This is a genomic window from Paraburkholderia sp. (assembly GCF_050742655.1).
In the GTDB taxonomy this organism is placed as follows: Bacteria; Pseudomonadota; Gammaproteobacteria; order Burkholderiales; family Burkholderiaceae; genus Paraburkholderia.
The window spans coordinates 95,338-107,944 of record NZ_JBOIGG010000015.1 but is presented as its reverse complement, the minus strand read 5'-3'; the positions used below and the strand labels follow the sequence as shown (position 1 = coordinate 107,944).

Genomic DNA, 12,607 nt, shown 5'->3' with positions numbered 1-12,607 from the left:
CTCCTCCCGTTGCGGGCGGCTGGTCAGGCCGCTTCCGCTTCATTCGTTTCGTGTGCTGCTCAAGCAGAACTACTTTCTCGTGAAACTCGCGACGTTGGCTTGCGCGGTCCGCGCGGCGTCGACCGGTATCGGCAGCGGCGCGGGTGGTGCGATTTCGTCCCACAGCGTCACCGAGTTGCCGCGCGTCAGCTGCGGCGTCGCGGCGACCATCACCATTCCGGCGGCGCCGCCGCGTTGGCGCGACAGCACCTGGTCGTCGAGCGCAATATCGTTCATCGATGCAGCATCGGCGGCGCCGAGCAGCGACGCTGCCGCAGTGGAATCGCTTTCACCAGACGGATTGCGCGCATTGCTGTTCGCCAGTCCGCCGGCGAGACCCGCAATCGTTGCCGGCACATCAACTGAGGCCGCGCTCAATACGCTCGCGGCATTCATCGCGTTCATCGCAAAGAAGCCGGCACCGCTCGCGCCACCGAAGCCGAAGTCCTGTGCATAAACGGCGGAGGGCAGCACGCCGGCAGTCAGCGCGGCATACAGCGCGGTGCGGAGTAAGACGGTATTCAGGTCGATGCGGAAAGCGAGTCGCATGATGTGTCTCCGTTGGTGCGAGGCATTTAGCGAAACATGTGCCATGCGCCGCAATCCATTGATGTGTCTGGATTTGCCGGAGATTCGCAGACGGGCGAAAAGGTTAAATGGGAAAAAACGTTTCAGCGCTGAAACGGGCGGCAGAAAATACCGATGGAGAAACAATTAGCTATTGCGCGACGATGGAAACGCTGCCGCAATACCTCTGTGGAAAACTTTTAATTAGATTGCGCGGACCGGCGGGCAAAGGGCGCCAGCGTTGTGGCGCGGGTTACCGCGCATTTAATTTGCATATGTGTTTTCGAAGCGGCGGGCGTATAGTAAGCTCTCGAAAAGAGCTTCCATTTTAAAAACGCCCGCGGTTGGGCCGTCTCGATACACACACGCCGCTTTTCGGGGATCCGCTGTTCGCACGAATGGAGTGGCCGTTCGGTTTTCGCGCCGCGCGAATCCGATGCGAATCAGCGTGTCTGAAACCTGTTCAGGTACGTGCCGTCATCCTAAACGTTCGTTGACGAAAGGATCTGAATAATGGAACCCGCAACGCGCCAATTAATTTATGTTTCGCGCGACCCGAGCGTGGAGTTGCACACCCAGTTTCATGACCGCGGCTGGCATGTCGAAGTCGTCGGTTCCGCACGCGATGTGCGGCGTGCCGTTCGCGCCGGTACGGCGGCGGGCGGCCTGCTCGATCTCACGAGCCGTTTCCAGCAGCACGAAATCGCCGCTTTCGAAGCGTGCCTCACGATGCCGAACGTCGGCTGGGTCGCCGCGACCACAGCTGGTCAGTTGCAGGACGCAGCACTGCGTCGGCTCGTGCGCGATTACTGTTTCGACTATGTGACGGTGCCGTATTCGGGCGACCGTATCGTCGATTCGGTGGGCCACGCGTACGGCATGGTGTCGCTCGGCGAACCTGCATCGAACGACGCGACGACACCGGGCGGCACCGAAGGCGAAATGGTCGGTTCGTGCGACGCGATGCTTGCGCTGTTTCGCTCGATCCGCAAGGTCGCGATGACCGATGCGCCCGTGTTCATCTCGGGCGAATCGGGTACCGGTAAGGAATTGACAGCGGTCGCGATTCACGAGCGTTCGTCGCGGCGCGATGCGCCGTTCGTGCCGATCAATTGCGGCGCGATTCCGCCGCATCTGCTGCAGTCGGAACTGTTTGGTTACGAGCGCGGCGCATTCACGGGCGCGAACCAGCGCAAGATCGGACGCGTCGAAGCGGCCAACGGCGGCACGCTGTTTCTCGATGAAATCGGCGACCTGCCGCTCGAAAGCCAGGCGAGCCTGCTGCGTTTCCTGCAGGAGCGCAAGGTCGAGCGGCTCGGCGGTCATGGTTCGGTTCCGGTCGATGTCCGCATCATTTCGGCGACGCACGTCGATATGACCGCCGCGATGATCGAAGGACGTTTCCGTTCCGATCTGTATCACCGCCTCTGCGTGCTGCAGATCGACGAGCCGCCGCTGCGCGCGCGCGGCAAGGACATCGAACTGCTCGCGCGACATATGCTCGAACGTTTCAGAAAAGATGCGAGCCGGCGGCTGCGCGGCTTCTCACCCGATGCGATCGCCGCGCTGCATAACTACAGCTGGCCGGGCAACGTGCGCGAGCTGATCAATCGTGTCCGGCGTGCGATCGTGATGTCCGAAGGTCGCGCGATCACCGCGCGCGATCTCGAGCTTTCGGAATACGTCGAGATCGTGCCGGTGTCGCTCGCGCAGGCGCGCGAAGCGGCCGAGCGGCAAGCGATCGAACTCGCGCTGCTGCGGCATCGTGGACGACTCGGCGATGCCGCGCAGGAACTTGGCATCTCGCGTGTCACGCTGTATCGCCTGCTGTGCGCGCATGGCATGCGGCACATCGAGGCCGAGCCGCTCGTGCAGCACAGCGGCGATCTGCAAACGCCGGTGCCGCATCTGTGACGGGCCGTGCACGGGACGCCCGTGCGTGATGCCTGTCACAGATTCGCGCGCGAAGTCCGCACCGTCGCCGCACGCGCTGCGGTTCGCTTTGTTCTGCGCTTTGTTCTGCATTCGGCGCCGCGTCGGGCGCATCCTCCTCCCGCTTGGTAAAATCACGGTTTGACAGTCAGACTGTCGCCATCCCGTGGGCGCTTCGCGCCCGGCCGAAGGAAGCTCGCATGAAACAATACCTCGACCTCGTCCGCTCGATTCTCGACACCGGCTCGTGGCAGGAAAATCGCACCGGCATCCGCACGATCAGCATGCCCGGCGCGATGCTGCGCTTCGATCTGCAGCAGGGTTTCCCCGCGCTGACGACGAAGAAGCTAGCGTTCAAGTCGGCGATCGGTGAACTGGTCGGGTTTCTGCGCGCGAGTCGTAGCGCCGCGGACTTCCGCGATCTCGGCTGCAAGGTGTGGGACGCGAACGCAAACGATAATCCGCAGTGGCTTTCGAATCCGTATCGTCTCGGTCTGGACGATCTCGGCGACGTGTACGGTGTGCAGTGGCGTCGCTGGCCCGCATACAAGGTGCTGGACGCGGGCGCTTCTGCGCAGATCGCGGACGCGACGGCGCGCGGCTATCGCACGGTGACCGCATTCGAAGAGGCGGGCGAGCCCAAGGTGCTGCTCTACAAGGCCGTCGATCAGTTGCGCCAGTGTCTCGACACGATCATGCAGAACCCGGCCGACCGGCGCATTTTGTTTCATGCGTGGAACCCCGCTGTGCTCGAGGAGATCGCGCTGCCCGCGTGTCACCTGCTTTATCAGTTCCTGCCGAACGCGGCGCGTCGCGAGATTTCGCTGTGCCTGTACATCCGCAGCAACGACGTCGGCCTCGGTACGCCGTTCAATCTGACCGAGGGCGCGGCGCTGCTACATCTGGTCGGACGGCTGACCGGCTACACGCCGCGCTGGTTCAGCTACTTCATCGGCGACGCGCACATCTACGAGAACCAGCTCGACATGCTGCAGCGTCAGCTCACGCGCGAACCGTACGAAAGCCCGCGTCTTGCGATCGCCGATCGTGTGCCCGATTATGCGCAGACCGGCGTGTACGAACCCGAGTGGCTCGAGAAGATCGAGCCGGCCGATTTTTCGCTCGTCGGTTACCGGCATCACGAACCGTTGACCGCGCCGATGGCCGTCTGATCCGGTTCGCGCGACGTACAAAAAACCCGCACGAATGCGGGTTTTTTTGTACGTGAAACAGCTACGTCAGCCTTTGTGCCGCTCGTCGTGACCACCGCTTGCATGCTGCTCCGGATGCTCCTGATGCGGCGCCGGATGCTGCTGCGCAGGCTCGGGTGGGCGAGGTTGCGGACGCGGTTCAGGGCGCGGCTGCTGCGCCTGCTGCGGAGGATGAAACTCTGGACGCGGCTGAGCTTGTGGCTGCGGATGAAACTCCTGGCGCGGCTGAGCCTGCGGCTGCGGATGAAACTCCGGCCGAGGCTGCTGTTGCGCCTGCTGCGGACGAGGCTCCTGACGCGGCTGCATCGGCTGAGGCTGCGGTTGCGGACGTACCTCCTGCGGACGCGGCTGCGGTTCAGCAGGCCGTGCTTCGGGGGCGCGTGCCGCTTGTTGCTGCGGTTGTTGCTGCGGCTGTTCGCGCGGCGGCATGTGCTGCTCGGCCGGCACGTTGCGATTCTGTGCAGGTTGCTGCTCCGCGCGCATCGGATTACCGGGTTCCGGTGCACGCGGTTGTGCCTGCGCCTGCTGTGCCATCGGCGCATGCTGCTGCGTCCACGCGGGCTCATGCGATGCGCCAAGTTGTCCCGGTGCCGCAGGGTGAGCACCCGCGTTACCTTCGGGACCGTGCGCAGCGAATTGCGGCGGACGCGGCACGCCGTTATTCGGTTGGGACTGCGGCTGCGGCTGCCCATGCTCGCCGCGAGCCTGAGCCTGAGCCTGAGCTTCGGCCGGTGTCGGCGCAGGTGCGCGGCCTTGACCCGGACCTTGACCCGGCACCGCGCCAGGAGCACCCGGCCGCTGACCGGCGACCTGCGGTGCACCCGGTGCGCCAGGCGCTTCACCAGGCATCCGTCCTGGCGCATGCGACTGCACGATCCTCACGTTCTGCGCAGGCACCCCTGCGATGCCATGCTGCTGCGGCGACCCGACGAAATGCGCGGGTACCGACGTCCGCACGACCGGTTGCCCCGCACCCGGCACGCGACCGCCGGTGCCCTGAGCGAAGCGCTGCGCAAGCTGATCGTGGTACGCGGCGGGGATGCCCGGGTTACGCGTCGCGACGACGGACCGCTGCACCGCAGCCGCAGGCGGCCGGTAGTTCGCGTTGCGCAGGCCCGGGCCGAAGCTGCCGCGGACCGGCGCGATGCCGGGGCCACCCGGATTGATCTGCGCGTTGTGCCATTGATTCGGATTCACCTTCTGCGCAAAGCGGCCGACCGGTTGCCCGTGCACGAACGCGGTAGCGGGCACAGCGGTCAGTGCACCCGGCGCGCGATAGTTGATGTACGTGTTATGGATGTTCGTGATGTTCGTCACGTTCACCGAGCGGTTGATGTTGTTGACGACCACCGTGCGGTTCACACGGTCGTAGTAGTGCGGACTCCAGCCGCCCCAACGCGGATGCCACGGCTCGCCGGGACCGAGCGGGAACCACGCGACGCCTGCCGCTGCAATCCCGCCGATCGCGAGACTCACGCCCCAGTTGAAGTGGCTGTCGCCGCCGACGAACGCGACCAGCGCCGGCGCATACACCGGCGGCTCGCTCACGACGACCGGCCCCGGCACCCACGCCCACGAATCGTCGACGTAAGCCCAGCGACCGTAGTGATACGGTGCGAAACCCCACGGCGCGTCGTCGACCCATGTCCAGCCCCACGGTGCCTGCCAGACCCAGTGACCGTCGTGATACGGCGCCCAGCCCGTGGGCTCCGCGTTCGGCACCCAGACTTCGCCGTACTGCGGGTTGCTGCGCCACGCGCCATTCGCGTCGAGATCCTGGTAGCCGGGGATGTCGCGCGACACGTAGCGCGCGGACACCGAGCGGTCTTCCGCGGCGTCGCGCGAGGCGGCCCATTGATCGAATGCGTCGGGGCCAGGCACGCCATTGTCGGCGAGCTGCTGCAGGTTGGTGCCCGTGAAACGGATCTGCTGGCCCGCGCCGACCGGCACCTGGCCACCGTCGCCGTAGACCGTCGCGCTGCCTGCGCGCACCGTCACGGTCGTGCTGCTGCCGTCCGGCGCAACGTCGACGCGATAGTCGCCGGCGCCGTTGACGCCGAGCGCGACGTTCGGCGTGTCGATCTCGTAGCTCGAGCCCGGCGGCAATTCACGCACACGCGTCGACAGCGTGCCTTGCGTGACCTTCAACTGCGCGGACGAATCGTCGAGATTGAGGATGTCGAGGCTCGTCGTGTCGCCGACGCGCACGGCCGTCGAACCGATGTGCAGTTCCGAGCGCGCGCCGCGATCGTTCCACAGTTGATCGCCAGTAGTGAGCGGACGATTGAGCTGCGCATACGACCAGTCGGTGGCACCGGCCGGCTCGGTCGTGACCGCACCGCTCGTGTAGTTGAGCCGCGCGACGCGGCTGGGGGGATCGACATTCTGCTGCGCGTTGGCGGGAGCTGCCGCATCGGGCGGCGGCGCTTCCTGCGCGAGAACCGGCTGGACAATCGACTGGCCGGCGAGCGCGAGGACCGCAAGGGCGAACAGTGTAGGACGTATGACGCGGCGAAAATTCGACAGTGATGGGCGTTGGGTGTGGTTAGTCATGATGTCTCTCCGTCGGACGCCGCGCAATGCGGCGCCGTGTGAAACCACTGTACCTTCGGCCCTTGTTTCAAGGCACGCTGATTTGTAAGTCCTCGTGATGGGGCTGTAACAAAAATTGTCTGCGGAGCGGGTTGTAAGTCAAACGAAGTGCGAATGCAGCATAGCCGTAACCGCGCTGAGATCAGCGTGCAAGAAACGCGTCGAAGTGACGGCGGCCGGCCGGCGTGACACGCAGGATGCGCGGCTGCTGGGAGCGTTCGATCCAGCCGCGTGTCGACCACGAATCGAGCAGCGCCGCACCGAGTGCGCCGCCCAGATGCGGACGCCGGACGCTCCAGTCGGGACAGGTGCATGCGAAGCGGCGCCGCCGGCTGCGCTGGCTGTCGATATCGATGCCCCAGCCGGCGAAATGCGCTGCGCCGTCCGACGTCGTTTCGAGCGAATCGCCGTCACGAGCGAGCAGGCCGTGTTCGACCATCCGCTCGAACACGCTGACGGCGAGTTCGCCCGCCATGTGGTCGTAGCAGGTGCGCGCATAGCGCATCTCGACGGGCACTGTGCGTGCGGGACGCGGCACGGTCCGCTGCGGCGCGGTCGCTTCGGCGACGCTCGCGAGTGCTTCGATCGACGCGGCGATTTCCGGCGACGCGATCCTGAAGTAGCGATGACGTCCGCGCACTTCGAGCGCAAGCAGACCGCCGTCGGTCAGACGCGCGAGATGCGCACTGGCCGCGGACGGCGACAGCCCCGCGATCAGCGTGAGTTCGCCGGCGGGGCGTGCGCTGCCGTCCATCAGTGCCCACAGCATCGCCGCGCGGCCGGGGTCGGCCAGCAGCGCGCCGATCCGGCTGAGGCCCGGAAAATGGCTGTGATGGTCGGTGAGGGCGGTCGACATAAGCGTCTCCTTGAACGTGAACGGCGGCGATGTCTTTACTTTAACCTTGTGCGGCATTCGATGTTTCAGGGTCGTCTGAAGTGTCGGATGGGTGTTCGCTCTGCGTCGCCAGACGGCACCAGGCTAGAATTGTTTTTCACCCCTCAAAAACCGTAGAACCGCCGCCATGAAACTGCTCGTTGCCCTTGCTGCTGTCGTGTTGCTGTGCGCCGCGTGCGCGCAGGGCGGCGGCACGTCGTCGGGGGCGGGCGGCGGCAGCCTCACGATGTACGGCACGATCGACGAAGGCGTCTCGGTGCGCCGATAGTCCTGTCGCCACGATCTCGCGCTGGCGGAAATTGATGCATCATTGACCTCTCTGCCAGCGTCGTTCGCGCGACGATGGCGGATCATCTATCCGCCGCGAGGTCAGCCGATGTCGTTTCCTCATCCCTGTTACGGGACTCTTTGCGTTGTTTCTTCGATCTCCCTCCGGAGGCGATAGATGCGCAACACGTCCGCCTACACATCAGCCAGAAAACGCACGCGCGAGACCCCCGACGAAGCCACGACGTCCACAGTCCGCCACATCGTTTTCGCGGTCGCGCCCGATCTCGTGCTGCTCGATGCATGCGGTCCGCTCGAGGTGTTCTGGCGCGCCGAACTTGCGCTCGCGGGCGAGCACCTGTCGGGCGACGGTGCGCCTGTCGCGTACCGCCTGACGGTCGCATCGATCGACGGCGGCGTGCTGCAGACGTTCCCGGGCCTGCCCATCGTCACGCAACGACTCGACACGCTCGACAACGAATCCATCGATACGCTGATCGTCCCAGGCGTGCCGATCAGCGCGGGTTGCGCGCTGCAGCCCGCGCTGACGGCGTGGATTGCGCGGCGTGCGCCGCAGGCCCGCCGCGTTTGCTCGGTGTGCACCGGTGCGTTCTATCTCGCCGAGGCAGGGCTGCTCGACGGTTTGCGCGCGACGACCCACTGGCGCTCCGCCGCACTGCTTGCGCAGCGCTATCCGCGCGTGAACGTCGACGCCGCGCCGATCTTCGTGCGCGAGACCATCGATGCAGACGCGGGTCGCAGCGTGTGGACGTCGGCGGGTGTGACGGCGGGCATCGATCTCGCGCTCGCGCTGATCGAGGAGGACCTCGGCCACGCGATCGCGATGCACGCGGCGCGCCGACTGGTCGTGTTCATGAAACGGCCGGGCGGCCAGGCGCAGTTCAGCGCGGCATTGGCTGCGCAGACATCCGCAGGCGGCGCGTTCGACGGACTGCATGGCTGGATGGCCGCGAACCTGCGCCAGGACCTGTCGGTCGAGCGGCTCGCCGAGCGCGCGCGGATGAGTCCGCGCACGTTCGCGCGACGCTACGTCGAACAGGTGGGGCGCACGCCCGCGCGGACCGTGTCGGCGTTACGGCTCGAGGCGGCGTCGCGCGCGCTCGCCGAGTCGCGCCGGCCGCTGAAGCGGATCGCGCTTGAATGCGGATTCGGCAGCGAACAGAATCTGCGGCGCGCGTTCGTCCGCGGTTTCGGCGTGCTGCCGCTCGATTACCGGGAGCGCTTCGAGTCGACACGGCATGCGTGACGTCCCGCCTCCAGACCCCGCCGCTTAATGGCGCTCGTATAATCGGCTCCTTTCGTTACGTCTGTCCGACCGGAGTCCCCATGAGTACCCCCACTGCGCCGCTCGACCGATCCGAGACCACGTTCCGTTTTCTGGCCGAGCCGACCTCGGTCAATTTCGGCGGCAAGGTGCACGGTGGTGCGCTGATGAAGTGGATCGACGAGACCGCGTATGCATGCGCGGCCGTCTGGTCGGGCCGCTACTGCGTGACGGTGAGCGTCGGCAACATCCGTTTTCGCCGGCCGATTCTGGTCGGCAATCTGGTGGAGCTGCGCGCCCGCGTTGTCTCGACGGGGCGCACCAGCATGCACATCCACGTGTCCGTGCAGGCCGGCGATCCGAAGGGAGGTGAACTGATGCAGACCACCGACTGTCTCGTCGTGATGGTGGCCGTCAACGAGAACGGTCATCCGGTGCCGGTGCCGTCGTTCCTGCCCGAAACCGACGAACAGCACCGGCTCGCGAAGTACGCGATGGATGTGAAGGATGCGCTCGACGCGATCGTCGAACTGAAGCCCGACGAAGTCGCCCAGGGCAAGGCGTAGAAGTCCTGCTGCCGCCGTACCCGAAAGTACGGCGGCGTAGCGCTCGTCAGACCTTGACGTTGCCGACCATGTCGGCCGGCTTTACCCATTCGTCGAACTGCTGTTCCGTCACGTGGCCGAGCGCGAGCGCGGCGGCCTTCAGCGTCGTGCCTTCCTTGTGCGCCTTCTTCGCGATCTGCGCGGCCTTGTCGTAGCCGATGTGCGGATTGAGCGCGGTGACAAGCATCAGCGATTCGTTCAGCAGCGTGTCGATGCGATCGCGATTCGGCTCGATACCCACCGCGCAGTTGTCGTTGAAGCTGTGCGCGCCGTCGGCGAGCAGGCGGATCGACTGCAGCACGTTGTGCGCGATCATCGGACGGAACACGTTCAGCTCGAAGTTGCCGCTCGCGCCGCCGATGTTCACCGCGACGTCGTTGCCGAACACCTGCGCGCACAGCATCGTCAGCGCTTCCGACTGCGTCGGGTTGACCTTGCCCGGCATGATCGAGCTGCCCGGCTCGTTCTCGGGAATCGACAGTTCGCCCAGGCCGCAGCGCGGACCGCTCGCGAGCCAGCGGATGTCGTTCGCGATCTTGTTCAGGCTCGCCGCGACGGTTTTCAGCGCGCCGTGCGCGAACACCAGCGCATCCGCTGCGGCCATCACCTCGAACTTGTTCGGCGCGGTGACGAACGGCACGCCGGTCAGCTTACCGATCGCGCCTGCCACTTCGGCCGCGAACTTCGGATGCGCGTTCAGACCGGTACCGACTGCCGTGCCGCCCTGCGCGAGTTCGTACAGATGCGGCAACGTCGATTCCACATGACGGATGCCCTGATCGAGCTGCGCGACGTAGCCGGAGAATTCCTGGCCGAGCGTGAGCGGCGTTGCGTCCTGCAAGTGCGTGCGGCCGATCTTCACGATCCCGGCGAACGCCTTCGCCTTGCCGTCGAGCGTGTCGCGCAGCGTCTTCAGCGCGGGCAGCAGATGCTTGACGATGCCGGTCGCGGCGGCGACGTGCATCGCGGTCGGGAACACATCGTTCGACGACTGGCCGCGGTTCACGTCGTCATTCGGATGCACCTTGCGCGCTTCGCCGCGCTCGCCGCCGAGCAGTTCGCTCGCGCGGTTCGCGATCACCTCGTTGAGGTTCATGTTGGTCTGCGTGCCGGATCCCGTCTGCCACACCGCGAGCGGGAATTCGTCGGGATGCTTGCCCGCGATGATTTCGTCGGCGGCCTGCACGATGGCGTGCGCCTTCTGTTCGTCGAGCACGCCGAGCCCGAGATTCACCTCGGCGGCCGCGCGCTTGATCACCGCGAGCGCGGTGATCAGTTCCGGCGACTGCTTCTCCGACGAGATGCGGAAATTCTGCAACGAGCGCTGCGTCTGCGCGCCCCACAGGCGAGCGTTCGGCACGGCGATCTCGCCGAACGTGTCGCGCTCCAGTCGTACGTCTTCGGTCATGATTTCACTCCACTTGATGGATGGAATTGCGGCGTGCGCAAGCGTGCGCGCGCCGTCAAAGCTGGTCGTCGACAGGTAGAAGCAAGAATAGCCCGGTCAGCAGATTTCTGTAGAAACCCGCTTGCGGATCGAGGTTATAGGTGCGCGTCCTGCCGTCTTCCTGATCGGTCCAGATGAGCGGCGACGTCGTCGCGCTGCCTGCTTTCAGTCGTGCGATCTCGTCGGGCGTCGCGAGCGTCACGTGGTAGCTGATGTCGGGCTGCGTCGCGCGGTCGAACAGCGCGGCGACCTGCTGCGCGAGCGGCTCGCTGTGGATCACGAGCGCGAGTTCGGTGTTCAGGTGCGCCGACCGCGGATCGAGATTCATCGAGCCGATCACGAGAATCTTGCGGTCGATCACATAGGCCTTCGCGTGCAGACTCGCCTTCGACTTCGAGCCGGTCAGACCCACGCTCGCGCGTTCGCTGACCGGTCTGAACTCGTACAGTTCGACGCCATTGCGCAGCAGCGGTACACGGTACGGACTGTAGCCGGCCTGCACGGCGACTGCATCGGTGGCGGCGAGCGAATTCGTCAGTATCGCAACGCGCACGCCGCGCTTCGTCAGCACACCGAGCGCGTTGACGCCCGCGTCGTGCGGTACGAAATACGGTGAAAACACGAGGAATTCCTTCTGCGCGTCGTGCGTCAATTCGATCAGACGCTGCATCGGCGGGCTGACGTAATCGTCGGTGGGCTTGGCGATCTTGTCCGGCGTATCGGCCTTGAATTCGGCCGCCGCCCACGTGAGGCCCAACGCGTTGTTCGCGATCTGCGATGCGAGCGGCGTCGCGTTCAACGGCTTCGCGTTGTACGGGTCGGCGTTTTCGCGCCAGTGAGCGCGCAGCTGGTCGCGCACGGCATCGAGTTGCTGCGGATCGAACTTCTGTTTGTTCAGCGCGCGCAGCGGGTACGAACTGCTGCTGGACCAGAACTGGTCGAAGCTCGCCGACACGTCCTGGGTGATCGGACCCGCCGCGAGCACATCGAGGTCGCGGAACTGCAGCGTCGGGCTGGCGCTGAAGTATTCGTCGCCGAGATTGCGGCCGCCGACGATCGCCAGCTGGTTGTCCGCGATCATCGCCTTGTTGTGCATGCGTCGCGTGAAGCCGTCGATCTTCGTCAGCAGGTTCGTCGTGCGTTCGAACACGCTCCGATGCGTCGTGCCGAACGGATTGAATACGCGGATCTCGATGTTGTCGTGCGAGTTCAGCGCAGCCATCACGCTGTCGATGTCCTTGAAGTTCAGATCGTCGACCAGCATCCGCACACGTACGCCGCGATCGGCTGCATAGAGGGCCGCGCCGAGCAGCAGCTTGCCGGTCGTGTCCTCGTCCGCGATGTAGTACTGCATGTCGAGCGTCCTGGTCGCCGCACGCGCGAGCGCGATGCGCATCTGCAGCGCTTCGGTGCCGTTCGACAGCACGCGGAAACCCGATTGCCCCGGATGCGCTCGCTCGGGAGCGGCGAGTGCACTGGCGAGCGGCGTCGGCGTATCGGGCGGCAGCGCGTGGGATTCGGTGCGAGGGAGGTCGGTGGCCGGAGGACGCGTCGCGCAGGCACCGAGCCACATCGTTGCCACGCACAGCAGCGCGATGCGCAGGGCCGCGGCGACGTGGCTCGATAAGTGCGCGCTGGATTGCGTCTGAAGGTGGCTCGAATACGCCGGCACGCTGCGTCCTCCGCATGGATCGACTGACGATCGGATGTCATGGGCATCATAGGCATCGCGCGGTGTCGGCCGGGCGGTGCATCAGCGATTCTAAT

Annotated in this window: 10 protein-coding genes; 5 read left to right on the top strand and 5 right to left on the bottom strand. The window is 65.5% G+C overall.

Annotated features, from left to right (window positions below; translation table 11 throughout):
* Positions 1-69: 69 nt before the first annotated feature.
* Positions 70-588 carry a hypothetical protein gene (locus tag ACREXZ_RS20965; RefSeq protein ID WP_431766031.1) on the bottom strand — a complete coding sequence of 173 codons (519 nt, stop codon included), beginning with the start codon at positions 586-588 and terminating at the stop codon, positions 70-72.
* 531 nt (positions 589-1,119) lie between these two features.
* On the opposite strand from ACREXZ_RS20965, the gene ACREXZ_RS20960 reads away from it, so the two are divergent.
* Positions 1,120-2,520, top strand: a complete 1,401-nt coding sequence (locus ACREXZ_RS20960) for a sigma 54-interacting transcriptional regulator (RefSeq protein WP_431766030.1) — start codon at positions 1,120-1,122, stop codon at positions 2,518-2,520.
* Between the two features lie 218 nt (positions 2,521-2,738).
* Entirely contained in the window at positions 2,739-3,710 is a 972-nt protein-coding gene (locus ACREXZ_RS20955; protein ID WP_431766029.1) for a thymidylate synthase, read from the top strand.
* Between the two features lie 66 nt (positions 3,711-3,776).
* On the opposite strand, the gene ACREXZ_RS20950 is transcribed toward ACREXZ_RS20955, so the two are convergent.
* Positions 3,777-6,302, bottom strand: a complete 2,526-nt coding sequence (locus ACREXZ_RS20950) for a DUF6600 domain-containing protein (RefSeq protein ID WP_431766028.1) — start codon at positions 6,300-6,302, stop codon at positions 3,777-3,779.
* Positions 6,303-6,483: 181 nt separating this feature from the next.
* Entirely contained in the window at positions 6,484-7,197 is a 714-nt protein-coding gene (locus ACREXZ_RS20945; RefSeq protein ID WP_431766027.1) for an ArsR/SmtB family transcription factor, read from the bottom strand.
* 166 nt (positions 7,198-7,363) lie between these two features.
* Here ACREXZ_RS20945 and ACREXZ_RS20940 point away from each other — a divergent pair, with 166 nt between their 5' ends.
* The 3 genes from ACREXZ_RS20940 (at position 7,364) to ACREXZ_RS20930 (ending at position 9,354) form a co-directional block, all read left to right on the top strand.
* Positions 7,364-7,504: a hypothetical protein gene (locus ACREXZ_RS20940; protein WP_431766026.1), complete on the top strand. Its 141-nt coding sequence runs from the start codon at positions 7,364-7,366 to the stop codon at positions 7,502-7,504.
* Positions 7,505-7,681: 177 nt separating this feature from the next.
* Complete coding sequence (locus tag ACREXZ_RS20935; RefSeq protein ID WP_431766025.1) at positions 7,682-8,770, top strand: GlxA family transcriptional regulator; 1,089 nt, start codon at positions 7,682-7,684, stop codon at positions 8,768-8,770.
* Positions 8,771-8,850: 80 nt separating this feature from the next.
* Positions 8,851-9,354, top strand: coding sequence for an acyl-CoA thioesterase (locus ACREXZ_RS20930; protein ID WP_431766024.1), 504 nt, complete (start codon positions 8,851-8,853; stop codon positions 9,352-9,354).
* Between the two features lie 46 nt (positions 9,355-9,400).
* On the opposite strand, the gene fumC is transcribed toward ACREXZ_RS20930, so the two are convergent.
* Both fumC and ACREXZ_RS20920 read right to left on the bottom strand, forming a co-directional pair.
* Complete coding sequence (fumC, locus tag ACREXZ_RS20925; RefSeq protein ID WP_431766023.1) at positions 9,401-10,801, bottom strand: class II fumarate hydratase; 1,401 nt, start codon at positions 10,799-10,801, stop codon at positions 9,401-9,403.
* Between the two features lie 55 nt (positions 10,802-10,856).
* Positions 10,857-12,413, bottom strand: coding sequence for a phospholipase D family protein (locus tag ACREXZ_RS20920; protein ID WP_431766107.1), 1,557 nt, complete (start codon positions 12,411-12,413; stop codon positions 10,857-10,859).
* Between the last annotated feature and the right edge of the window lie 194 nt (positions 12,414-12,607).